20 protein-coding genes are annotated in these 23527 nt (G+C 46.8%); 9 read left to right on the top strand and 11 right to left on the bottom strand.

Going from position 1 to position 23527, the window contains the following annotated elements; all coding sequences use genetic code 11:
• The first annotated feature begins 256 nt into the window (after nt 1–256).
• Entirely contained in the window at nt 257–1360 is a 1104-nt protein-coding gene (locus tag B0F88_RS14775; RefSeq protein WP_146083359.1) for a hypothetical protein, read from the top strand.
• 351 nt (nt 1361–1711) lie between these two features.
• On the opposite strand, the gene B0F88_RS14770 is transcribed toward B0F88_RS14775, so the two are convergent.
• The 4 genes from B0F88_RS14770 to B0F88_RS14755 form a co-directional block, all read right to left on the bottom strand.
• Nucleotides 1712–2341: a hypothetical protein gene (locus tag B0F88_RS14770; protein WP_104424700.1), complete on the bottom strand. Its 630-nt coding sequence runs from the start codon at nt 2339–2341 to the stop codon at nt 1712–1714.
• A 325-nt stretch (nt 2342–2666) separates the two neighbouring features.
• A complete protein-coding gene (locus B0F88_RS14765) occupies nt 2667–4010 on the bottom strand; it encodes a restriction endonuclease (protein ID WP_104424699.1) in 1344 nt (447 codons plus the stop codon).
• Nucleotides 4011–5542: 1532 nt separating this feature from the next.
• Nucleotides 5543–5977 (bottom strand): hypothetical protein, encoded by a 435-nt coding sequence (locus B0F88_RS14760; RefSeq protein WP_104424698.1) that lies wholly within the window; start codon nt 5975–5977, stop codon nt 5543–5545.
• Nucleotides 5978–5981: 4 nt separating this feature from the next.
• The gene (locus B0F88_RS14755) at nt 5982–6284 is read right to left on the bottom strand and encodes a hypothetical protein (RefSeq protein ID WP_104424697.1); all 303 of its coding nucleotides are present in this window, start codon (nt 6282–6284) and stop codon (nt 5982–5984) included.
• A 437-nt stretch (nt 6285–6721) separates the two neighbouring features.
• Between B0F88_RS14755 and B0F88_RS14750 the strand changes: the two genes are divergently transcribed.
• Nucleotides 6722–8074, top strand: a complete 1353-nt coding sequence (locus B0F88_RS14750; protein WP_104424707.1) for a TolC family outer membrane protein — start codon at nt 6722–6724, stop codon at nt 8072–8074.
• A gap of 75 nt (nt 8075–8149) precedes the next feature.
• Here the strand turns inward: B0F88_RS14750 and B0F88_RS14745 are convergent, their stop codons facing one another.
• Entirely contained in the window at nt 8150–8719 is a 570-nt protein-coding gene (locus tag B0F88_RS14745) for a YbhB/YbcL family Raf kinase inhibitor-like protein (protein WP_104424696.1), read from the bottom strand.
• A 391-nt stretch (nt 8720–9110) separates the two neighbouring features.
• On the opposite strand from B0F88_RS14745, the gene B0F88_RS14740 reads away from it, so the two are divergent.
• The 5 genes from B0F88_RS14740 to B0F88_RS14720 all read left to right on the top strand — a co-directional run bounded on the left by B0F88_RS14740 (nt 9111) and on the right by B0F88_RS14720 (nt 16013).
• Nucleotides 9111–9857, top strand: coding sequence for a protein-L-isoaspartate(D-aspartate) O-methyltransferase (locus B0F88_RS14740; protein ID WP_104424695.1), 747 nt, complete (start codon nt 9111–9113; stop codon nt 9855–9857).
• A gap of 10 nt (nt 9858–9867) precedes the next feature.
• Nucleotides 9868–12285 carry a spermine/spermidine synthase domain-containing protein gene (locus B0F88_RS14735; RefSeq protein ID WP_258076684.1) on the top strand — a complete coding sequence of 806 codons (2418 nt, stop codon included), beginning with the start codon at nt 9868–9870 and terminating at the stop codon, nt 12283–12285.
• A gap of 331 nt (nt 12286–12616) precedes the next feature.
• On the top strand, nt 12617–13459 hold the full coding sequence (locus B0F88_RS14730; protein ID WP_104424693.1) for an arylamine N-acetyltransferase family protein: 843 nt from the start codon (nt 12617–12619) through the stop codon (nt 13457–13459).
• A 127-nt stretch (nt 13460–13586) separates the two neighbouring features.
• The gene (ilvD, locus tag B0F88_RS14725) at nt 13587–15440 is read left to right on the top strand and encodes a dihydroxy-acid dehydratase (protein WP_104424692.1); all 1854 of its coding nucleotides are present in this window, start codon (nt 13587–13589) and stop codon (nt 15438–15440) included.
• A gap of 231 nt (nt 15441–15671) precedes the next feature.
• Nucleotides 15672–16013, top strand: coding sequence for a hypothetical protein (locus B0F88_RS14720; protein WP_104424691.1), 342 nt, complete (start codon nt 15672–15674; stop codon nt 16011–16013).
• Between the two features lie 162 nt (nt 16014–16175).
• Here the strand turns inward: B0F88_RS14720 and B0F88_RS14715 are convergent, their stop codons facing one another.
• On the bottom strand, nt 16176–16679 hold the full coding sequence (locus B0F88_RS14715; RefSeq protein WP_104424690.1) for a DUF1269 domain-containing protein: 504 nt from the start codon (nt 16677–16679) through the stop codon (nt 16176–16178).
• Between the two features lie 281 nt (nt 16680–16960).
• Between B0F88_RS14715 and B0F88_RS14710 the strand changes: the two genes are divergently transcribed.
• Together B0F88_RS14710 and B0F88_RS14705 are read left to right on the top strand one after the other, a co-directional pair.
• Nucleotides 16961–17299, top strand: a complete 339-nt coding sequence (locus tag B0F88_RS14710) for an STAS domain-containing protein (protein WP_104424689.1) — start codon at nt 16961–16963, stop codon at nt 17297–17299.
• A gap of 57 nt (nt 17300–17356) precedes the next feature.
• Complete coding sequence (locus B0F88_RS14705; RefSeq protein WP_104424688.1) at nt 17357–17782, top strand: ATP-binding protein; 426 nt, start codon at nt 17357–17359, stop codon at nt 17780–17782.
• 215 nt (nt 17783–17997) lie between these two features.
• On the opposite strand, the gene B0F88_RS14700 is transcribed toward B0F88_RS14705, so the two are convergent.
• From B0F88_RS14700 to B0F88_RS14680, 5 genes are read right to left on the bottom strand one after another with little or no spacing between them, the layout of a single operon-like run.
• Nucleotides 17998–18378 (bottom strand): response regulator, encoded by a 381-nt coding sequence (locus tag B0F88_RS14700; RefSeq protein WP_104424687.1) that lies wholly within the window; start codon nt 18376–18378, stop codon nt 17998–18000.
• A gap of 4 nt (nt 18379–18382) precedes the next feature.
• Nucleotides 18383–19843 carry a PAS domain-containing sensor histidine kinase gene (locus tag B0F88_RS14695; protein ID WP_104424686.1) on the bottom strand — a complete coding sequence of 487 codons (1461 nt, stop codon included), beginning with the start codon at nt 19841–19843 and terminating at the stop codon, nt 18383–18385.
• A gap of 19 nt (nt 19844–19862) precedes the next feature.
• Nucleotides 19863–20576: a GvpL/GvpF family gas vesicle protein gene (locus tag B0F88_RS14690; protein ID WP_104424685.1), complete on the bottom strand. Its 714-nt coding sequence runs from the start codon at nt 20574–20576 to the stop codon at nt 19863–19865.
• Nucleotides 20573–21355, bottom strand: coding sequence for a GvpL/GvpF family gas vesicle protein (locus B0F88_RS14685; protein ID WP_181049915.1), 783 nt, complete (start codon nt 21353–21355; stop codon nt 20573–20575). Before B0F88_RS14685 ends, B0F88_RS14690 begins: the two co-directional genes overlap by 4 nt.
• Nucleotides 21345–23522, bottom strand: coding sequence for a CDC48 family AAA ATPase (locus B0F88_RS14680; RefSeq protein ID WP_104424683.1), 2178 nt, complete (start codon nt 23520–23522; stop codon nt 21345–21347). The genes B0F88_RS14685 and B0F88_RS14680 overlap by 11 nt, the downstream gene beginning before the upstream one ends.
• Nucleotides 23523–23527 lie beyond the last annotated feature (5 nt).

Here is a 23527-nt window from a genome sequence, read left to right as displayed (position 1 = left end):
ACTCAAAATTAAGCTACCAATCCCCGCTGGAATTTGAGCGGGAATTTTACAAGAAGACTGCTTAAGAAAGTGTCCTGTTTTAGTTGACCATTACAGATAGGGTTGATTTTGACGAGAAGGCAGTAAGCCTTGAATGGAAACTTTAACCCCTATTAAAACAGATAATTAAGTGTTCTTGGTAAAATATCACCCTTTATAACCTTAATTATTTATTATCAAAATATCTTATAGTTAAGGTTATAAGGGGTGAAAATTTTTGAACCTTTCAAATATAAAGGCTGGGGATAGTATATCCAACTATCCTAAAATGTGTAAATTGCTAGACGAACCGCAAAGAGTAGGAAGCCCAAGAGATAGACAGATTGAAGACTGGAGGCGGTTTTTTAAATATGACAAACAAGGGCATAAATTTATAATTTTAGAAGTATATGCAAACTCAACACCTAAAGAAGATGGAAGAAGCAAGGGCAATAAATCTATTTATATTGAATATACATCTAGTTTACTATTGAACGAACTACCTGTTCATGCTTTTATTGCTAGTGCAAATGAAAGAAACTTTATTGAACTTACTGATAAAGAAATAAAGCTAATAATTGGATTATGCAATCAATATTACATAGATGAAAATGAAAATATGTTTGAATCCTTGTATTCAAATAAAATTATAACAGAATTTGATAAAAATGATTTTTATAGTAGAGCAACATCCAAGCATAATGAAATCATAGAATCCACCTTTAAACATTTAACTAAAAACAATAAATGTTTAGAAATAAATAAGATATATAAAATATCAGAAAAAAGAAGTAACAGAATATCCAGCTCTACTAGAGCAGCAAGCAATTATGAAGAAAATATAATAAACAGAGTAAATAACCTTGTTCTTAATGAATTTATAGATAAAGATAAAACCATTGTGAATATGCGTTCTATCCACAATAGAAAAATGCAAAAGAAATTCTATAACAGAGCGAATGAAATACTATTAAAAGAATATAATTGGTCTGTAGATTACAAGACAAATAAAATAGTCTTTAATGATGATATTATTATAGATGAATCAAGGTACATTTTAACTGAATATGAACAGATAGAATATTTAGCAATAGTTAATAAGGCAGTACATGACTTCTTAGATACCCAGGCAGAGAATAAAATTATTAAGCAGGAAGAAAAACGAGACGCGTATTATGCTAAGTACGATACAAATAAAAATAAATCTTATGATAAGCACGACAAAAATAGATTTGCGCCTCCCTTTCCTTTTCCGCCACCATACGAAGGCTTTATATTGCATAATTTTTATGTTGAAAATCAAAAATATCTATCTGATTTACTGATAAAGCTACAAGATTAAATTAATCGCCCTCACAAGTTAACTTGCCATGACAGTTAAATTTAGTCTGTGTTTAATGTTAGCTATTTAGTCTGGTTTAGCTACTGTGAAGGGTAGAAAGGTACTTCTAGCAGGCTTTCCTACTTGTGTGTAACTATGAGGCATTGCTCAAAAGCACACCAAATTTTTTAGCTAATGATTTTTTAAGAAATTATTAAGTAAATAGTAATTTCAGGGTAGAAGTACCCTAGAATTGGTCTTTTAAGCCGTCCGACCCTATTCAATACATCCACCTTATGTAGAAAAGCTTTGATGTAAAATGAAGAACACCGGGGCTTTTTTTGCATAGCATGCATTATGCTAGGTCTTTAATTATTGAAGGTTTTTTATATTGCTTTCTGTTTTAAACCCAAATATATCAAGCGATACAGCAAGCCAATAAGGTGTATGGAATTCAGAAGACCCTGTCTGATACCCCTCTCCAAAGCCGTCAGCCTCCCAATCTTCTTCGATACTAATATTGGCACGCCCGTATACAATTTCAAATGCTTCTGTAGAGCTTGGAACGATTACAAGTGTGTGTTTGGGATCAAGGATTAATTCATCTTTTTTTATTCTCCATTCTCGCTCCCAGGTATTGTCATTTCCATTGAGCGGGTCATATGGTACAAAACGATAAAGCTGTGCTTCTGAAAAACTAGATTTCGCGTTGGGATCATCATAAATCACATGGCGACCACCTTGCTCGTATAGCCATTTTTTAGGTACTGCAACACCATACGGTTCGTATCGGGGTGTCTGTCCAATTGAAGCTAGAGAAAAGATTGAATTAAATTCTTGAATTGGTGCCTCTGTAAAGCACACGACTTTATCATTTATGCCTTCTTGGTTTGTTCCGCGCAATTTTCCTTCGTTAAGGATGTCATCAAGTACAAGATTGGCTGATTTAATATTTTCGCCTGTTTTTCGCTGTCGTGTGAAATGAAACAACAAATCACTCATGTCTCTTCTTACAAGGTTAATGTGCTTTGCCAGTTTTTTAGGTTGATTAGGGGGAGAGCACGTGTCCATAAAAAAATCCTAATGATATGAAATGAAGATTTAGTAGAAGATTTTTTGTTACTGCTTTTCGCTCAATTTAAGAACGATTCACAACAACCTCAAGGACAAGGGGTAAGTGGTAAGTGGTACTGTCCTTTATTCTAATTTTTGATGATAGCTCACCTTCACAGATGATAATTTTTCATCCTTACCCTTCTTTTCTCAGCTCGAAAAGCTATCATCGCTTATTTCGAATTGTAGTTACAAATAAACATTAACACCTAGTTTAGGTGTTTATTGTTTCAGAAAATGATAAATCACCTGCCAAAAAACTGACAAGTTTGTCACCATCCCATAATTCAATGTCATGAGACTCAGCTAATTTAACCGCACTATTTAGAAACGAGTTATTTGTAATTACTATGCCCATGTCACCTGTATAATGTCCCATCGCACCAACAACTTCTTGAACTGCTTTAAGATTTACTTTGGATTTAAAACGCTTGCATTGCACTATAATCCGGCTGCCTTCGCTATTCTCAACAATTAAATCAGCACCAAAGTCGCCCGTTTTTGGCGTAGATTCAACTTTAAATCCCAATGATGAGAACTTATCCATAAGTAAGTTTTCAAACTCTACGCCTGATAATTCATCAACTTTTGAAAAATCAATTGAGAATGTGGTTTTTAATCGGTGTCTTTGTTCAAGTCGCTTAATTTCAGCTTGTATCGTAGAAATGGAGGGGTGATAAGGTTCTTGTTCTATTAGTTTTTTAACTAATTTAACTGAGTCATCAAAATTACCGGATTTAACAGCTTTATCTGCTAATAAACTTAATCTGTTAGGCGTATTGAAAACCCTTTCATCAATATTATAAAGTCTTAAGGCACTATCTATAGCGCCCATTCCAATCAGTAATTCACCAACAGGGTATAAATCCTTAAAGTTATATTTTTTATTATTTAAAATAAAATATATAGTTTCTATAAGTGCAGCTGTGTAGCAATTATGCTTTATGTGGTTATTAATAGATTTGTGATATTGTTTAATGTAGTTATTTACTTCATTCTCATTAGCTTTACGCTGTTCACTCGTGACTGATGAATTTATAGAAATATAATATATATTAAGACCATAAGCACTTATCATATCTATAGTGGGATTTATTTTAATATAATCACTATAGAAAGAGAAAACAATGTCCGATACCGTAACAAAGCTTTGCTTACCGGCTGCATTTTTGTAGTATTTTATTATGTGATCAGCTATTTGATTAGCTATTTGATCAGGGATTAACTCACAGCATAAATCAATTAATAACCATATTTTCCCTTCTGGTGTTGCTAATTTTCGTTTGTATTTTTCTTCAGCCTCTTCTTCTTTGCGCTTTTGTTTTTTTGCATCTTCTTTAGCCTCTTCTTGGCGCTTTAATTCTTTTTTAGCTTTAGCTTCCGGTGTTCCTGCCCGTTTTCGAAAACAGGCTAATAACTTTTTGCGCATTATTTGATCAAGCACATCATCAGCATTACAAGAAAATTCAGCGCTTTTCAAGTCCTCTAAAGCTTGTTTTAGTGGAATTGATGAAGCTTTCGCATATTGCCGTATTGTTTGTTCCTTTTTATCGCTCATATATCACAAATAAAGTCTTTAATTGTTTTGTTTCGTAATGTTAACGTTAACAAAAAGAGTTCTTCCCGCCGCTTATTTCAGATTGTAGCAACAACTAAGTATAAACACCTAACAGTTAGAGGTATTCGGCCAAATGGTATATATTTTTAGTGGTGGCACATCCCTACGTGCCATCAAAACAGCGCGTAGCACCACTGTTTGAGCAGTAGGCACAGCCGGAAGTGAGTTCTAATAAAGTCGCGGACAAGCAAAATAAGTGACATTTTGCATAATGTGAATTATACGAGGTATGGGGTGCGTGATCTTTGCACCCTATACTTCGTATAATCCCCCTACGTTATGTAGAATGGCGCGTTTTTGCCTGTCCGCGCACAACAAGGCAACGGGCTTTAAAGTGTGAAGAATTTGGAACTATGCGGAGGGAGTCGGGGCAATACTCACAAGGACGTGTGTATTGCACAGCCAAGGACGGCTTTGTTTGCCCCCTGGCCGCCAGTGAATTAAGCAAGTCGGTAGGGAGTGTTTAAAAAGGTACAGGGATGTATATTTTTAAGCCGACCGGACGATTTGCGATTTATGCGCAAGTGATACCGGCTATTTTATGGCGTGGTGCAAGGCTAATCATTGATTCGCCTTGAATACAAATAAGAATCATTATTATATTTGGGTTGTTTGCTAATTCTCAATACTAAATATGTATCGAAGCTGGCGCGTTTGTTGCGAAAACTGTTTTAGCTAGTGGGTGTGGTGAAATAGATAACCTTGGTTAATGGTGACGGTACCCCAGCAAAGCAATTACTATTTACTTCCCAATTTATTATAAAATCATTAGCTAAAAAAATCCGGTGTGCTTTTGAGCAATGCCTCATAGTTACACACAAGTAGGAAAGCCTGCTAGAAGTACCTTTCTACCCTTCACAGTAGCTAAACCAGACTAAATAGCTAACATTAAACACAGACTAAATTTAACTGTCATGGCAAGTTAGCTTGTTTTGTAGTTGCTGGGTGTCGATTAATTTAATCTTGTAACGTTGCCAGCAATGAGGATAGAAATTTTTAGAGCTGAATAATTTGTTGCGACTTTAGAGAATTGTGACGTAAAAATTAAGGCTGGAGTGATACCGGCTTTTTATGTCTAAAATTCCAGCAAGTGTTGCGGATATTTTTATTTTTTAGGGTGCAGGAATCAAATTTATGTCCTTTTTTATATCCTTTTTATGATTCGTGACTTTATGCCATTTACTATCAATTGGTTACGATTGATTCGATTCCGGCACTCGTACCAAACATTGGTTCAGAGCCGTGCAAAGAACCCCAAAAACCCGCAAGTCGCAAGGCTTCGCGGGTTTTTTATTGCCCCCCCCCTGAAAAACGACAAAATGCTGCCGCATTTACAACAACTCAGAAATCAGCACTCCCATCGTACAAAAAATAACAAAGCTCTTGTTATTTGCCTCTAATCGACAAGCGCACAGTGAAATTGCCCCGCACGCTATAAATCAATTAATAGCCTGTATATGTTTTAAACCGTTTTACTGCGGACCCGCTCCCTCCACTTGACAGTTCTGGCGAACATGCAAAGTAAACTCACAAGGCACAGCGTCAGTTACCTGTCGATCTAAGCTAGCCGAGCAACCGGCATCTTCCATGATCGCCCGTTTACCGTCTTTACTGCACAATAACAATACTGCGTATGGATTTTGAAACTGCACTTTCAACACATAAGCATTGAATTCCTGCGCCAGCAACTGCGGATCATTGCGGGTAGCGTTTTGCAAAATAGCAATATCACTATCGATGGGGGCTTCTGCCAGGTCAGAAAAATAGGAATCTACAGCCGAACTCAGATTTACCATTCTGGCGGATAAACGCACCTGTTCTTTGGCATCAGGAACCGTAGCAATAGGCACAGCACAGGCGCCCAACAGCATAGCGACAGCAAGAATAATCGACATATCGTGTTTCATAACATCAGCTCCAATATGTCATGTGATTGTTTTCATCAATACAGGCATCCTCCAACCGCCATAAATTGAAGTATATCGTTAAAAATTTCGTGGAATATTCTCCCAAAATACATGGCGCTGCCACTAGGATTTTTAAGCCCTGAACGTATTTGGCAACTGAGCCGAATAGCTGCTTCCGCATACCTTGGAACTCATATCTCGAAGTCCCACCTATTTGAGAATTAGCAAATTCAGCTTTGCAAGGAAATGTGATGATGACATTGATAGCAATATTGATGGTAATATAAACGCCTGTAAAACGGGACATGACTTAATTTTTTACTCCTAACAAAACAGTTCCGACCTGTAATCACGCTTCATTTATCGGTGCAATATGGACTACATGACGGACTAAGCAGCTCATCAAAATAGAAAGAGCTCACAGTGGTAGCTAATGTAGCGCAAACCCAAACCGCTGTATGCAAGCCATAGATTATTTAAATATAAGCCTTTGCTTACATTAAAAGCGGAGGCAACAGTTTTGGCCGATATTATTGACCGCGTATTTAAAGAAAATCGCACGGTATATTAATATTTTGTTGTCTGTAATTATGTCCGGCATCAGATTTGGCACCCCGACCAACAAATCCTTACCGCCCTATCACATTACGCTACTGATTCTTTAAGGCATTGTTCTATTTCGCGGTTTTGCTCGGAAGTCAGACATCTATTGAACCCGCCATTTAAATGATTTTGATTTCACACATGAAGCCACAAGTAAAACTCTCAGTCATTATTTTCAGCCTGTTGACAGACATTTCACCCCTGCATGCTCAAAATCTGTCAGAAACCTATGAGCTTGCCTTGCAAAATGCGCCGGTTTTAAAGCAAGCCCAAGCCAAACAATCTGCCGTCAGCGAATCAAAAGACCAAAGCATTGCACGGTTTCTGCCTAACATATCGGCCGCCGGCGCCAGCCAAAGGCAGTGGCTGCATAACCTGAAAACCAATACTTATCAAGGCGCTGCCGTCAACCAGGAATTCTGGAACAACACTTTTAATCTCAATATGACCCAACCGTTGTTCCACTGGGAACACTGGATACAATTAAGCCAGTCCGACAATCAAATCGCTCAGGCTGAAGCGACGTATCTGGCCGAATTACAAAACCTGATGGTTAAAACGACCGAAGCCTATTTCAATGTGCTGTATGCTCAGGACAACCTGCAATTTGCCTCGGCGGAAAAACAGGCTATCGCCCGGCAACTGGAACAGGCTCAGCAACGATTTAATGTTGGCATTATTGCAATAACCGATGTTAACGAGGCGCAGGCCGGTTTCGACCAAGCCAACGCTAATGAAATTGAAGCCGCCAACAATCTGGATAATCAAAAAGAAGCATTAAGGGAAATCATCGGCGAAAACGATGCTTCGCTCAATGCGCTGGGCGAACAACTGCCCTTAGTCAAACCGGATCCGCCGGATATTTCGGCATGGAGCGATCTGGCCGAACTCAATAACTTCAGCATCATCTCGGCATTCAATCAAGCCGAAGTGTCGCGCAAAGCCATAGACTTGCAACGTAGCGGCCACTTGCCCCGCCTGGATTTGATCGGCTCTTACGGCGCATCCGACAATACCAGCAGCTTTGGCGCTCGGGGCGACACCCAGAGTATCGGTGTGCAACTGAATGTGCCGTTGTTCGAAGGCGGCGCCGTCAATTCCAGAACCCGCCAAGCCGGCTATGAATACCAAGCCGCAAAAGAGGATTTGGTTGCCAAAAAGCGCGCAGTAAAACGCCAGGTGAAAGACGCTTACCGGGGTATCATGACCGCCATCAGCCGTGTAGCCGCCCTAAAAGCCGCGGTAATATCGGCAACCAGCGCCCTGGAGGCGACTGAAGCGGGCTTTGGCGTAGGCACCCGAACCATGATTGAGGTGTTGAACGAACAAAGAAATTTATACCGGGCAAAACGGGATTTTGCACGTACCCGTTATGATTACCTGATCAACAGTATCAAGTTAAAACAAGCGGCCAGCAGTCTTAGTCAGGATGATATTGAACAGGTTAACCGGCTGTTGGTAACGAATACCGAGGCAAACAATCTGGATAACTGAGTAGCGATATCCAGTGTTCATCATCAAAGCGACGCATCAGCGGAATCGGCATAATGCGCCTCATGACTTTATCAGTTACTGCCTCCGGTAAGTTCCAACCAGTTCCGCCTGCCCCACAATATGCCCCGCCATCGCTTTTTCAACCTGGGCTTTATCGGGCTGATGCAGATCCGGCAATTCAATATCCAATGCGTAAAGCTTATGAAAATACCGATGCCGGCCGATAGGCGGACAAGGGCCGCGATAGCCCGCCTGTTTCCAGTCGTTTTTGCCTTGCCGGGTGCCTGCGGGCAAGTCGCCGGGCGCAACGGCTCGCGGCAATTCTGCAGCAGTCGGCGGAATGTTATAGAGCACCCAATGTACCCAGGTCATTTTGGGCTTGGCGGGATCCGGCGCATCGGGGTCGTCAACGATTAACACCAGACTTTTGGTGTTTTGCGGAAGTCCCGACCAGCTTAAAGCAGGCGAGCTGTCATTGCCGTCGCAGGTCAATGTTTTGGGGATTTCGCCCTGATCGGCGAAGTCCGGTGATTTGAGGATCAAGGTCATGGTTTGCTGTCCTTCAGCCAGAATGGCTGCGGTAAAAAAGACGCTGAAAACTAAAACAATTAAACGGATAAAAGCAAGCTGTTTAGTTGAGTCCATCGATCACCTCATAGGTAAAATTTGCCGCCCCCCAAGAGGCTGTGAAAATATTCGTTTTTAGAAAAAATTAAAGAATTCACCACGAAGGGTACGAAGAAAAACAATCGTTTTAACTCAATACATTGAAAACTTCGTGTTCTTCGTGCCTTCGTGGTGAAAAATGTTTTTCGCCTAATTTAGATAATACTTTCACAGTCTCCCAAGCTTGAGAACTAGCCGCGTATCAAAGGGCATAAATTCGCCCCACAAATCCGCGTCTGCTCGCCCACAATAAACCTATCCCGACCGGCTGGCAATTGTAGAAAAGACCTACAGACAAACAGCTTTTCATTGATTTAAACTCCACGCTCTACAGCCGATTATTACCCGATAAAATCAGGAGGTTGTGAACATGAAAAGAGTAAAACACCTTATTTTTTGGCTGGTGGTCATCGGCATTATTTTGCTGCTGTTTTCCAGCCATGTCATCGCTGAAGATATGTTTCGGCAGCAACGCCAAGCCTTGGTGGACGTCATCAAATACGATGTGCTGAGGACCCGCGACTTCCTGAACCAGGAAGCGCTTGATGATCGGGTTCTCGATGCCTTGCGCAAGGTGCCGAGACATGAATTCGTCCCCGATGATCAACGACCCTACGCCTACCAAAACCGGCCGCTCCCTATCGGTTACGGCCAAACCATTTCCCAGCCTTATATCGTCGCGGTCATGACCGACCTGCTTAAGCTGAAAAAAAACGACCGGACTCTGGAAATAGGCACCGGTTCCGGCTATCAGGCAGCCATTCTCGCCGAGCTGGCCGATAGCGTCTACAGCATAGAAATTGTCGAACCGCTGGCGAAGCAGGCGGCTACTAACCTTAAACGGGCAGGTTACGACGCCGTTCATACCCGAACCGGCGACGGCTATTACGGTTGGGAGGAAGCCGCCCCTTTTGACGGCATAGTGGTTACCGCCGTTGCGAGCCACATACCGCCGCCGCTGATCAAACAGCTAAAACCCGGCGGTCGGATGATCATACCGGTCGGCGCGCCGTTCATGACGCAATACCTGGTTTTGGTAAGTAAAGATACTGACGAAAAAGTCACCACACGCCAAATCCTTCCGGTCAGTTTTGTCCCGTTAACCGGCAAGCATTAACGGAGAATTGATGATGAAGCCGCGCTTGTCGATGTTGGCCGCTGTCGCAATTATCTCGGCCTCTGCCCTGGCCTACGAAGTTTTATTGATGCGCCTGTTTTCGATTATCCAATGGCATCACTTTGCTTACATGATGATCAGTATGGCGCTGTTGGGCTATGGCGTCAGCGGCGTGTTCCTGGCGCTGAACCGCGACCGGTTGGCGCCGCTGTTCCCGGTTGCGATCATGACCAATATGTTGCTGTTCAGCCTATCGGTTCCCGCCTGTTTTTTGCTGGCCCAGCAAATCCCGTTTAATCCGGCGGAAATACTATGGACGCCCGTGCAATTGTTGTATTTGTGCGGTATCTACCTGATTCTGGCCTTGCCTTTCTTTTTCGCGGCCAATGTCGTCGGTTTGTCCCTTTACCAGTATAAAAACCAGGTATCCTCAATCTATGCGTCCGACCTGTTTGGCGCGGGCCTGGGCAGCGTGGGCGTTATTTTTCTGCTGTTCATCCTGTTTCCCGAACAAATATTAACCGTATTGACCTTATCGGGAATACTCGCAGCCCTGCTGGTGTCGAGCTATACCTTTCGCGCTTCAAAACACTGGACCACGGTGTCCCTTATCATCGCTCTGGCGGTTATTTTCATCCCGACCGAATGGATGACGTTGAAAGTCTCACCGTATAAAAGCCTGAACCAACTGCTGCACGTTCCCGGCACAAAAATCATAGACCGGTATTCCAGCCCGCTGGGTTCGATCAGCATAGTAAAGAGCGAGCTTACCCCACTACGTCATGCGCCCGGCTTAAGCCTTAATGCCGCGACAGAGCCGCCGGAACAGCTAGCCGTGTTCACCGATGCGGACAATATGAGCGCAATCACCCGTTATGACGGCAACCCGGAAACGCTAGGCTATCTGGATCAAACCACATCGGCCCTGCCCTATCACCTGAAACAATTAACCGGCATACTGATTCTAGGCGCAGGCACCGGCAGCGATATTTTACAGGCCGACTATCACGCCATTAAGCACATCGACGCCGTTGAACTGAACCCGCTGGTCATCGACCTGATTCAACGCAAATATGCCGCTTTTGCAGGCGATATTTATTTCGGCGCCCCTATCAATATCCATATTGGTGAAGCCCGCGGCTACCTTGCATCAAGCGATAAAACCTATGACCTGATCAATCTTTCCTTGCTGGATGCGTTCGGCGCATCGGCGGCGGGCCTGTATTCAATGGCCGAAAACTACCTTTACACCGAACAGGCCATTGAGGAATACCTGCATCATGTAAGCCCGGACGGTTATCTGAGCATTACCCGCTGGATTAAAATTCCGCCGCGCGATGAACCCAAACTGTTGGCTACGGTCATTAACGCGCTTAAAAAGACCGGCGTCCGCGAACCCGGCCGGCAGATAATCATGATACGCGGCTGGCAAACCAGCACCTTAATCGTCAAAAACGGCGCACTATCGGCCGATGAAATCAGCCGGTTAAAACAGTTCTGCGACGAACGCAGCTTCGACCCGGTTTATTATCCCGGCATATCGGAGGGGGAAGTCAATCGCTTCAACATCCAGCAACAGCCTTATCTGTACCAAGCCGCGGCGGCCTTATTGGGCGATAACAGCCCGGCGTTTATCGATGCCTACAAATTCAACATCGAACCTGCGACCGACGATAAGCCCTATTTGTTCCATTTTTTTAAATGGCGCACCTTGCCCGAAATTTTGCCGTTATTGCGCAGCGGCGGAAGCTTCTTGCTGGAAAGCGGCTACTTGTTGTTAATCGCGGCGTTGTTGCAGGCGATACTCGCCAGCCTGTTGCTGATAGCGTTGCCGCTGTGGCTTTGCAAAGCCAAGCTGGGCATCGAAGCGGACTCAAAAAATCATCTGCACATGCCGGTGTATTTCTTCTGCCTGGGATTGGCTTTCCTGTTTATCGAAATCGCCTTTATCCAAAAATTCATCCTGGTTCTGCATCATCCGCTTTACGCCATTGCCGTGATGCTGAGCACCTTTTTGTTATCCGCCGGTGCCGGCAGCTATTTCTCGACCCATCTGTCCCATAGCCCGGAAAAATATGCGTTTATGCTGCCGATTGCGGCTATCGCCTTGCTCAGTACCGGCTACAGCCTCGGCTTTGAGGTCATCGCCGGATTTTTGTTGAAAACGGGGCACCTGAGCCGTTACCTGTATTCGATAATTTTGATAATGCCGCTGGGTTTTTGCATGGGCATGCCGTTTCCGATGGCGCTGGCTAAAATCAGCCAAACAACCCCGGCATTGATACCTTGGGCCTGGGGCATTAACGGCTGCGCCTCGGTCATCAGCGCGATACTGGCAACCCTGATTGCAATGCAGTTCGGCTTTACTGTGCTGATCTTTCTGGCGGTTGCGTTATACGGCGTGGCGGCTTGGTGTTTTCCCGAATAGACATTCGCTCGGCAAAACGTCATTCACCCCAAGGCGTTAAGGAACGTGCATGAAATAACTTGAGCAAGTTTTATTTTTCATTTTTTAACCATGAAGGACATGAAGCGGCATGAAAGGTTTAAGTCTTCATGCTCTTCATGGTAATTGCCTAAATTAATTTATGCACGATCCTAAGTTAAGCGTATTGCCGCCGCAGCAATTACAGAGTTCTAACGCCTTCATCGCGGGCATGGCCCGCTCCTGCCGCTCTTGCTTTAACGGCATTGCTTTCGTCCTTCGCCGCATGGATAATTCTTCACCCGCGTCTTAAACCCATTTATCTACCGCTCTTATGACATTCGATCTGAACAAATACCTGAACAGAATAAACATTGCCAACCCCGAAGCCACCGCAGAAGGTTTGGCGCAACTGCAATGGGCTCAGCTCAGCAGCATCCCTTTCGAAAATATCGATCCGATACGCGGAATATTGCCCGATTTGGAGCCTGCCGCATTAAGCAAAAAAATTCTCGATGAAGGACGGGGCGGTTACTGCCTGGAATTAAACGGTTTATTAGGGCTTGTATTGACCGAGCTGGGCTTTAACTTCGAGCCTATTTTAGCCAGGGTTCGGATGGGCCGACCCGAAGGCGGACCGCGCGCTCACTTGGCTTTTTTGGTCAACATCGAAAACGATTTATGGCTGGTCGATGCCGGTTTCGGCGGCCCCTGCCCCAAAAAACCGCTGTTGGTCAGCAACGGCCAAATCCAGCATCAAGACCATGACCAGTTCCGCGTCAGGAACGATCCTGCCAGCGGCGAATGGGTCGTTGAAAAGCTTCAAAATGACGACTGGTTTGCATTGTACGGATTCGACAGGGCGAAAGTGCAGCGTTGCGATCTGGAAGCCGCCAATGTGGTCTGTTCAACCTGGAGCCAAGCCACCCTGTCGCCATTTCCCGAACATCTGTTAATGTGCCGCAATACTGAGCAGGGCCGCATTCAGCTGTATAACAAAACGTTGACTGAATCCTGCGGATACGGCCAAACAAAACGCCTGCTCGAAACGCTTGACGATCTGGAAGCCAGCATTCGAAACGATTTCGGCATTACCCTCACAGCCGCCGAATTACACCATGTCGCTTGGGCGATGCGCTTTGACAGCAGCGGCACTGAGATTCAGACGGCCCTATAAAAAGCTGTAAATCTTGTTCTTACTCAACAGCGGAAACCGATAAGGCTACATGTGGCGCTACCTGCGCGATTAAAGTAAAATCACAGGAATTTACATTCAACCCATTAAAACTACTCCGAGGTTCGCCATGCCACAATACCGTTCCCGCACTACCACCCACGGCCGCAACATGGCTGGAGCAAGGGCGCTGTGGCGAGCCACAGGGATGAAGGAGGAGGATTTCACCAAGCCCATCATTGCTGTCGCCAACTCATTTACCCAGTTCGTGCCCGGCCATGTGCATCTCAAGGACATGGGGCAGCTGGTGGCCCGAGAAATCGAAAAAGCCGGCGGCGTAGCCAAGGAATTCAACACCATCGCCGTGGACGACGGCATTGCTATGGGCCACGACGGGATGCTGTATTCGCTGCCCAGCCGCGACCTGATCGCCGACAGCGTGGAATACATGGTCAACGCCCACTGCGCCGATGCGCTGGTGTGCATCTCCAACTGCGACAAAATCACCCCAGGCATGCTGATGGCCGCACTGCGCCTGAATATTCCGGCTATCTTCGTGTCCGGCGGCCCGATGGAAGCCGGAAAAGTAGTCTGGAACGGTCAAACCCGCGCACTGGATCTGGTCGATGCGATGGTGGAAGCCGCCGACGACAGAATCAGCGACGAACAAGTCGCCGCCGTGGAACGCTCAGCCTGTCCGACCTGCGGTTCCTGCTCCGGCATGTTCACGGCCAACTCGATGAACTGCCTGACCGAAGCACTGGGCCTGTCGTTACCGGGCAACGGCTCCCTTGTCGCCACCCATGCGGATAGAGAACAGCTGTTTCTGCGCGCCGGGCGCACCATTGTCGAACTGGCCAAACGTTATTACGAACAGGACGACGCATCTGTGCTGCCACGTTCCATCGCCACTTTCGACGCATTCCAAAACGCGATGAGTCTGGACGTTGCGATGGGCGGTTCCACCAACACCGTGTTGCACCTGTTGGCCGCCGCCCATGAGGCCGGCGTAGATTTCACCATGGCTGACATCGATGCCGTTTCGCGCCGCGTACCGTGTCTGTCCAAGGTCGCGCCCGCCACACAGAAATACCACATGGAAGACGTACATCGCGCCGGCGGCGTGATGGGCATTCTGGGCGAACTCGACCGCGCCGCTGTGATCAACCGTGACGTGCCGACCGTGCATGCGCCGAGCATGGCTGCCGCACTGGATCAGTGGGACATTCAGCGCACCGGCGATGAGACGGTCAAAGATTTCTACCGTGCCGCGCCCGGCGGCGTTCCGACTACAATCGCCTTCTCGCAATCAGTGCGCTACCCGACCTTGGACAACGACCGCGCCGAAGGCTGCATCCGCGACAAGGCGAATGCTTACTTGCAGGACGGCGGCTTGGCGGTATTGCACGGCAATATCGCGCTGGACGGCTGCATCGTCAAAACCGCAGGCGTCGATGACAGCGTCCTCAAGTTCACCGGCCGTGCTCGCATTTTCGAAAGCCAGGACGCCGCCGTCGCCAACATTCTGACCGATCAAATCGTCGCAGGCGACGTGGTGGTAATTCGCTACGAAGGACCCAAAGGCGGCCCCGGCATGCAGGAAATGCTCTACCCGACCAGCTACCTCAAGTCTAAAGGCCTAGGTAAAGCCTGTGCGTTATTGACTGACGGACGCTTCTCTGGAGGCACGTCCGGGCTTTCTATCGGCCATGCCTCGCCTGAAGCGGCCGAAGGCGGCGCGATTGGCTTGGTGGAAGAAGGCGACACCATCGAGATCGATATTCCCAACCGCCGTATCCACTTGGCCGTGACGGTGGAGGAACTGGAGCGCCGCCGCGCGAGTATGGAAGCTAAGGGCGTGCAGGCGTGGAAGCCGGTCAACCGTCAAAGAACGGTATCCGCTGCGCTCAGGGCTTATGCCGCCATGACCACTTCGGCCGCTAAAGGTGCGGTCAGAGACGTTTCCCAAGTCGAGCGGAAGTAAAGCCTACGTTGGCTGACTGAACAGTAGCCGGTACTATTGCGCTACTCGGCATCGGCCAGCTGCGTTGCGGAAAATGTTTGTTGCGGCGCCGTTTCGCGGCAACACTCAGTCCGCCGCACAGCGTTTTACGTTTTATAAAAAATCGACAAGCCGCATTGCTTGCCCGGCTTTCGGTCATGTCGCTGCTATAGACACAGCGTAAATTACCCGGTGCGGCAATAGAGTGGCGTTATGATTGAAAGCATCTTTCGACTGTCCGACGGCATCCGTTACGTTGCCGTCTATAAAAATGGTCACCTTGAATCAAAATCAAAAGCCGCGCTGCTAAACAGCAGCGCTTCGGAGACCGACCGATACGAGGAATTGCTGGTCAACCCAAGCTTACTCACATTGGCCTCGCAACGCGGCAACATCGACTGCGGCGGCCTTGATTACCTATTGGTTCGATACGGACATTTTTTTCAGTTTATCCTCCCGACAGGATGGGGACATGTGTCCGTGTGCATTGAAGCAGACGCCGATCCCATACAGATTGGCGGGCGCGTCAAGTCGCTGATAGAAAACGCGTCATAACGCGAAACCGCTTTCCGGTTGGTTTAAGCTGATTTAATCCTTCGATAGCTCAGGACGAACGGCTTGACGATAGAAAACAGTGATTTCGGGAAGTGATTTTTAACCAAATCCTAAGAGAAATATTGTTAGGTCTTGTAATCGCCTTAATTTTAGATTTTGTCTTCAGTAAGACGGCGGCAGAATCGGCTCGATGCCCTCAAACTCCGCCTCAGTATGATGTCTTGTTACCAATTTCCTGATGGTCTCTATCCGGTCGCGCGGAACATCAACCAGCATCAGTAGTTCGCCCTGTTCGATGGCTTCTTCAAACTGCTTTAAGCGTGAATTGCCCGAATTCATGCCCGCCAAGCCGCCCATCAAAGACCCGATCGTTGCGCCTGCGATAATGATCCCTAACAGCGGCCCGCCCGCAATGGCGAAACCCGCAAAACGCAAGCCAACCAATCCGGCCAATAATCCGGTGGCGCCGCCTAATGCGACTCCCCGTTCAACTGCGGGAATAAAATCCGTCTTTATGCTTACTCCGGCCTCATTCAGGCCTTCTAGCGGCGTATCCCTTTTCGCCAGGATATGAATATGGCGGTCTTCTATACCGTTAGCTTGGAGTTCTTTGACGATTTTATGGGTAATTTGAATATTGGGAACTAAAAAATAAATTCTTCTCATCACATTCTCCTCATTATGATTACATTCACATACCGGACAAGAATCATAAATTAATTTTATTATTTTCCAATAAGTTGAAACACGTATTTTAAGAATGAATGGATAGACTATTCCCGGTGTTCGGCAGCAACGACCGTATTACTGAATAACGCATTCCCAACTTTAATAGGAAATATTTTAGCCGTAGCAGCCATGCCGGTTTTTTATTTGCAATGCCGCTTATGGTGCTATGATTCGGTTACGAAGTTTGTTTTAAATACTTATCCCACTCAAGAAAACCTATGAATTTGAAGTCGGAAAAAATAAATGGCTGCAACGTCCTTTTTATTAAGGAAGAAAGAATAGACGCCCACAATTCAGGCGAATTAAAGGAAGCGATTTTGCACCTGATAGAGCATGGCGAAATCAATATTATTGTCCAGCTGGAACAAGTGCGTTTTATCGACAGCTCCGGTTTGGGCGCTTTGCTGTCAGGGTTTAAAAACGCAGCGGCCAAATCGGGCAAGCTGGCTATAGCCAACATGCAGCAACAGGTGTTATCGATGTTTGAATTAACCCGATTGGACAGGGTGTTTGAGATTTATGCGGATTTAAACGAAGCTTTTGACAGCCGACTGTAGGGATACAGGAGGTAGGGCAACGCAGGGAGCGGTTGCCGAGAAACGTAGAGGTTATGTATGTGTAACTCGCTTATTCAGGTAGAGGTAATCATTCCGACGCAGACCAAATATCTGGATTTGATCGGAAGCATCGGTGAGCGCATAGCGAAAGAACTGGATAAGTTTTCCGGCGACCGGGAAGCGTTGGCTTATCATTTAAACCTGGTGTTAACCGAAGCGACCGTCAATGCGATCAAACACGGGACGCAGACGAACCCGAATGACACCGTCAGGATAACCATTCATATTCGGGAAAACGAACTGAATATCAAGGTCTATGATCACGGTCAGGGCTTCGACCTGGAGTCCGTGCCGCTGCCGGATTTTGAGCATCCGCAAGAAGGCGGCATGGGCATCTTTTTCATCCGCACACTAATGGATTCGGTCACCTATACCCGCCAGGGCGATTGCAATGTTTTGGAAATCATCAAATACCTAAGCTGACCATAATGCTCATTGGTATCTGATGTGTCAACACTTACGGACACAGGGTTAAGCCGCTTTGTACTGCTATTCCCGCTCAATACCGGTCTACTCTGGGATCTTTAATATTAGAAAAGCGATCGTGTTGATTTTACTACCATTGAAAATCAAGATGATAAATTTATCCCTTATCTTAAATTCTATCCCCAAGTATTTTTAAGCGCGATTGGCCTGCGCTACTCTATCGCTTGTGATAGTGTGTGCAGCGTTTTTAGCAATTCTTTATTGGTAAAGGGCTTAGCCAAGAAACCACAGATAATACCTTCAACTATGGCATGCCGAACAACGGGATCATCGTAATAGTGATAGCCGGAAACCAGCACTATGCGCGGCTTTTCGTGCAACAGAGTGCTAGCACGGCGTGCTACTTCTAAACCGTCCATATCCGGCAGTTTGGCATCTAAAAACACAATAGAAAAATCACCGTGAGTCAGTTTAAAACAGGCTTCTTCTCCATTGTAAGCCGTGATGACGTTGAAACCTTGGGATTCAATGATGTGGGAAATAGCCCAACACATATCAGGATCATCATCGACTATCAGAATAGGTGTATTCATGGTTTTAAAGTAACGGCAAGGTGACGATAATAGTAGCACCTTCACCGTAGCGGCTCTCCGCTTGAATAGAGCCAAGATGTTGCTGAATAATGCTATAGCAAATAGACAAACCCAGCCCTGTTCCTTGTCCTACGGGTGAGGAGGTATGAAACGGATCGAAGATTTTATCCAACTCGCCTGAGGGAATGCCGATTCCCGTGTCGGAAATACGCACAACTACCCTGTCTTCAAAGGTGTCGACAACAATGCGCAACACACCGCCCTCGGGCATCGCATTAATGGCATTGAGAAAAATATTCATAAATACCTGCTGCAATAAACCCGACACGCCCGACACCAAGATGTACTTTTTTTGCATGGGCAACAAAATCTGAATTTTCTGCACTTTAGCTTGATTAGCGACCAGATCAATGGTTTCTTTCAGTACCGCGTTCAGCTCGACTTCTACCATTTCGGTATCGAGCGAAGAACGGGCAAAGCGTAGCAGGTTCTCAATAATCGCCGAGGCTTTTTGAATGTTAGCCTGTATTTTTTTTGAGCATTCTTTGTGGAATTCAGCGGTGATATTGTCTTCCAGCAAAAATTGCGCGGCCGAAGAGCAAACGGCAAGCGGATTGCGAATTTCATGGGCGATACCGCCCGCCATGACGCCCAATGCGGTCAGCTTCTGCGATTGACGTAATTGCAGTTCCAGCTTGCGCCGCTCAGCCAAATCGCGGCCGACTACCACCGTACCTACTGTTTGACCATAATCATCTTTCATCGGTGAAAATACCCAAGAAATCAATATGCTGCCGCCGTTATTAGGCGTTAATAAATGGAATTCTGTCGTGTGCGATTCATTACTGTTCTTCATGCGCATGAAGATCAGTCGCACTGGCTGTTTTTGAGTAGTGTCGCAGAATTCAAAAAAGTATCGTCCATGAACTTCATGCGAGCTTAAACCCGACAGCTTTTCCGCAGCCGAATTCCACGTTAATATGCGCCCCTCAATATCGGTCGAAAGAACTATATCGCTGGCGCTTTCTACCACTGAAGCGAGGTGTCGCTCAACTCGACGCACTTCTTCAGAAAGACGGACTTGTTCGGTGACATCCTCCATTAGCAGCATAATCTGGTTAGTAGGAATCGGTAAAATAGAGTAGTAGTAAATTCGAATCGGTACGCCCGGAGCGCGATAGGTCATTTTCTGACCATTGACAGGTGATCCGCTACGAAATACATTGCGTATGCGTTCTTCAAGACCCGTATTTTCTAATATGACGGTCGGAAAGACTTCCGATAAAGGGCGGCCAACCGTATTCGCGTTGCTACGCTGGCTTTTCAGTAAAAAATTCTGGTTGACTGAAACTACATGTAGTTTTTCATCCACCATTAGTACGGAAGAAGGAATAGCATCCAATAACATGTTATACAGCAGTTCAAAGTGATTTTTGGACTTTTTTTTAAATGGATTATCTGGCATATAGGCTGTTGTTAATCAGTTAGCTGGCGAAGTTATAGGGAGGCCAAGGCCCGCTGATGAACCCTATATCTGTTATGCTGTCGGCCAGGGCATTTAACTTGTCGCGAAATGCCTGTAATTCGGTGCGAGGCACTAAATAGCTCAACAGGTAAGTACGCTGTCCATTAAAAACACTGATTTCCGCGCAGTGTTGTCGATACAGTCCTGTCAACGCATTGTTCAGCAGGGTAGCTTGCTGTTCGACATGTTCGGGGACAGCATAAGCGCGTTTCCGCCCCAGCAAATAGTCATGACCGCTAACTTGCGGCATGGTAACGGCATTATCCGAAGCCGAATCCAACGGTAGCCGTATACCCATTTCTTCACAATTCGCAAGCATTGCTAATCGTGTTCGGTAACCCTCCTCATGGTTGAGTAAATGCTGTGTTACCGCGTATTCGTCTGCTAACACACTGCCATAGCGCATAGGAATGAGCGCGGTTTGTTGATGAATGCGCATTACCTGTTCGCCAAAAGCCAGCACTACAGCCGACTCGTGACTGATTTCCGGTTCGCCAGATTTGACTATAGCAGCTAACTTCGCTGCTTTAATCAACTGCATCCCGTGTTCGGCTGCCAGCGGTGCATCTTCGGCAACAATCCCATACAGTAACAAGGCGCTCCTGGGCGTAGTCGAAGCCTGTCCTGAGCTTGTCGAAGTGGCCTGCCCTGAGCTTGGTCGAAGGGGGCTCATGACGCAACAAGTTGGCAAAAACTATAGGCTGCCCACGGGCCTGTCACTCGAAAACTAAAACCGTAGGTTTCATAGCGGTCGGCAATGTTAGTGACTTGCTGCTGAAACGCGGCGACCTTCTCCTCAGAGAGGAGATACGCCCAATGCAAAACTTTATCATCCAACAGCCGCCGTGAGCGAAAATCACGCATCAAGGGATGCAATTCATCTTGCAGCGAGGTCAAGCATTGTGCCAGCCAGTCGTTCAACTCAGTGGCTAAGGTGCGGCGTAATTTCTGTTCTTCCAGATGACGGCGGCCCGCGGCTTCAGGCAAACAAAAGCGGCCGGAGTGCAGACCTTCGGCGAATAAAGAATCAACCGCCTGTTTACGGTCCAGTGTTGCTTCCAGTGACCATTCTTGGCAGCCTGTTATGTGCCGCAACACATCTAACACTTCTACAGAGCGGCATTGCATTTCCTGCTCCAATGCGATCAAACTGGAAAACAGCGTACCAAATGGTAAAGGATAGACCGGACCTTGAACCATTAATCTGTCTGCAACTAGAGCATGCCTACAGGCGCGCGGCGTTAGCCATGCGACATTCTGTACATTGGTTTCACCGATTTCACCGGTAAAATCAGACAGCGGCACCGAACTGATCACCGCATTCAACCCAGCGCATTGATGTGTGCCAATCGGGTGCTGATTATCGACTCCCAAAATCGGCGGTGCGACTGAATTTGGCAAAGTAAAACCATACAGATAAATGGCTTGAGTGGTCTGCGCATCAGTGATCACTGTTATTCCCCTTATCGCCAAACATTTCTGCAATCACTTCGTCAAAATCGTGCTGTTCAATGCGTACAGTCAATTTTACTGGCTCCTCATCGCCCGTCGACTGGCTCAGGACAGCCTCTTTGCTTTGTTGCACTGCGCGGCGCAGTGCCGCTAGCGCTGCGCGGTTACACACTGCCGCCAATTCGGCACCACTGGCATCGTGACAACGCGCGGCTAAATCTTCGGCACAAATATTCGTGGCTAAAGGCTTATTACGCAAATGCACCGCCAGAATTTGCCGCCTCGCATCCTCATCGGGCAGGCCCAGTTCGATGATGTCATCAAAGCGTCCCGGACGCAGCATCGCAGGATCGATCAAATCCGCACGATTAGTCGCGCCCATAACGAAAACGCCTTTGAGTTCTTCCAAGCCATCCATTTCAGATAAAAATTGGCTCAACACCCGTTCAGCAACATGTGAATCGGTCGCGCCTTCACCACGAGCGGGGACGACAGAATCGACTTCATCGAGAAAAATAATGCACGGTGAAGCCTGACGGGCTTTGTGAAACAGTTCTCGCACCCCCTGTTCAGAATCACCGACATAGCGCGACATCAGTGCCGGCCCTTTGACTGAAATGACGTTAACACCGCTTTCATTAGCGACGGCTTTAGCAATCAGCGTCTTCCCTACGCCGGGCGGGCCCGCTAACAGCAAGCCTTTAGGCGGTTTCACGCCCGCTTGCAGATAGAGGTCGGGGTATTTGATCGGCCATTCCACGGACTCTATCAAGCGGCGGCGCACATCATCCAAACCGCCGACATCTTCCCAGCGCACATCGGGAATATCGACAAATAGCTCACGAATCGCTGACGGTGATACTTCACACAAAGCGGCACGAAAATCATCCATCGTTACCGTCAACGCCGCCAGACGGTCATAAGGTAATTCCGCGGCACTGAAATCAATTTCAGGCAGTAAACGACGTAAAGCGCTCATCGCGGCTTCGCGGCATAAGGCTTCCAAATCGGCACCGACAAAACCGTGGGTGACATCGGCAACTACGTTCAAGTCAACATCGGCATTGAGCGGCATTCCTGTGCTGTGAATTTCGATAATCTCGCGGCGACCTTCGCGGTCTGGAATGGGAATGGTAATTTCCCGGTCAAAGCGCCCTGGACGACGCAACGCGGGATCAATTGCATTGGGTAAATTGGTTGCGGCGATGACGATAACTTTGCCCCGGCTCTTAAGCCCATCCATTAATGCGAGCAATTGCGCAACGATACGCTTTTCCACATCACCGACTACCTTGTCGCGGCGCGGTGCAATAGAATCAATTTCATCCAGAAAAATGATGCTGGGCCCTTTGCGTCCTGCTTCCTCGAAAATTTTGCGTAAATGGGCTTCGCTTTCACCGTAAAACTTATGTACGATCTCCGGGCCGCTAATGGTGAAAAACTGTGCATCGGTTTCTTGCGCAATAATACGGGCAATTAGGGTTTTGCCACATCCCGGAGGGCCAGTAAGTAACACACCTTTGGGAGCGTCTATACCTAAACGTTCAAAGACTTCGGGATAACGTAACGGCAGCTCGATCATTTCCCGAATGCGCCGCACTTGACCTTTAAGGCCCCCTACATCTTCATAAGATAAACGCTGTGCGCTGTAGCCCGTATTTTTAGCCTCGTCTGACTTGCCGATTACCAGTGTAGTAGTCGGATTGATCAGCACTGCACCTGCGGGCGCGGTGCTGTCGACTTTGAAATCGGCAGAACGGCTGCCAAACAGATGTGCGCGTAACAGATCGCCTCTCTGCACGGGCAAGCCGTCGAGTAGACTGCCGATGTAAGCCAAATCACGCTGATTAGGCGTAATCGTAGTGGGAATAAGGACGATGCGCGTAGCGTGTTTGCATGAGACAGGTTCGATCTGCGCTTTTTCATCTATGCTCAACCCTGCATTGCGCCGTGTCAAGCCGTCCAATTGCACAATGCCTTTATCGCGCATATCGGGATAAGTCGGCATCAACTTGGCAATCCCCCTGCCTTTTTTGCTGTTTACCTGCACGATGTCGCCAACAGCCAAATTCAATTTAGCCATATCGGCGGGGTCTAAACGGGCGTAACCTCGCCCAATATCTTTGGGCAAGGCTTCAACTACTTTGAGCTTGAGTTCTTCAGACATCAACG

Origin of the sequence: Methylobacter tundripaludum, assembly GCF_002934365.1 — a bacterium.
In the GTDB taxonomy this organism is placed as follows: domain Bacteria; phylum Pseudomonadota; class Gammaproteobacteria; order Methylococcales; family Methylomonadaceae; genus Methylobacter_A; species Methylobacter_A tundripaludum_A.
The sequence above is the reverse complement of the archived record's forward strand: the minus strand, read 5'-3'. Positions and strand labels throughout refer to the sequence as shown.

What these genes read in the sequence shown, in the direction of transcription:
- B0F88_RS14680 (WP_104424683.1), bottom strand. Translation starts at nt 23,522, where the DNA reads ATGTCTGAAGAACTCAAGCTCAAAGTAGTTGAAGCCTTGCCCAAAGAT.
- B0F88_RS14690 (WP_104424685.1), bottom strand. Translation starts at nt 20,576, where the DNA reads ATGAGCCCCCTTCGACCAAGCTCAGGGCAGGCCACTTCGACAAGCTCA.
- B0F88_RS14745 (WP_104424696.1), bottom strand. Translation starts at nt 8,719, where the DNA reads ATGGACTCAACTAAACAGCTTGCTTTTATCCGTTTAATTGTTTTAGTT.
- B0F88_RS14730 (WP_104424693.1), top strand. Translation starts at nt 12,617, where the DNA reads ATGACATTCGATCTGAACAAATACCTGAACAGAATAAACATTGCCAAC.
- B0F88_RS14720 (WP_104424691.1), top strand. Translation starts at nt 15,672, where the DNA reads ATGATTGAAAGCATCTTTCGACTGTCCGACGGCATCCGTTACGTTGCC.
- B0F88_RS14700 (WP_104424687.1), bottom strand. Translation starts at nt 18,378, where the DNA reads ATGAATACACCTATTCTGATAGTCGATGATGATCCTGATATGTGTTGG.
- B0F88_RS14710 (WP_104424689.1), top strand. Translation starts at nt 16,961, where the DNA reads ATGAATTTGAAGTCGGAAAAAATAAATGGCTGCAACGTCCTTTTTATT.
- B0F88_RS14695 (WP_104424686.1), bottom strand. Translation starts at nt 19,843, where the DNA reads ATGCCAGATAATCCATTTAAAAAAAAGTCCAAAAATCACTTTGAACTG.
- B0F88_RS14715 (WP_104424690.1), bottom strand. Translation starts at nt 16,679, where the DNA reads ATGAGAAGAATTTATTTTTTAGTTCCCAATATTCAAATTACCCATAAA.
- ilvD (WP_104424692.1), top strand. Translation starts at nt 13,587, where the DNA reads ATGCCACAATACCGTTCCCGCACTACCACCCACGGCCGCAACATGGCT.
- B0F88_RS14740 (WP_104424695.1), top strand. Translation starts at nt 9,111, where the DNA reads ATGAAAAGAGTAAAACACCTTATTTTTTGGCTGGTGGTCATCGGCATT.
- B0F88_RS14765 (WP_104424699.1), bottom strand. Translation starts at nt 4,010, where the DNA reads ATGAGCGATAAAAAGGAACAAACAATACGGCAATATGCGAAAGCTTCA.
- B0F88_RS14770 (WP_104424700.1), bottom strand. Translation starts at nt 2,341, where the DNA reads ATGAGTGATTTGTTGTTTCATTTCACACGACAGCGAAAAACAGGCGAA.
- B0F88_RS14750 (WP_104424707.1), top strand. Translation starts at nt 6,722, where the DNA reads ATGAAGCCACAAGTAAAACTCTCAGTCATTATTTTCAGCCTGTTGACA.
- B0F88_RS14755 (WP_104424697.1), bottom strand. Translation starts at nt 6,284, where the DNA reads ATGTCCCGTTTTACAGGCGTTTATATTACCATCAATATTGCTATCAAT.
- B0F88_RS14735 (WP_258076684.1), top strand. Translation starts at nt 9,868, where the DNA reads ATGATGAAGCCGCGCTTGTCGATGTTGGCCGCTGTCGCAATTATCTCG.
- B0F88_RS14760 (WP_104424698.1), bottom strand. Translation starts at nt 5,977, where the DNA reads ATGAAACACGATATGTCGATTATTCTTGCTGTCGCTATGCTGTTGGGC.
- B0F88_RS14705 (WP_104424688.1), top strand. Translation starts at nt 17,357, where the DNA reads ATGTGTAACTCGCTTATTCAGGTAGAGGTAATCATTCCGACGCAGACC.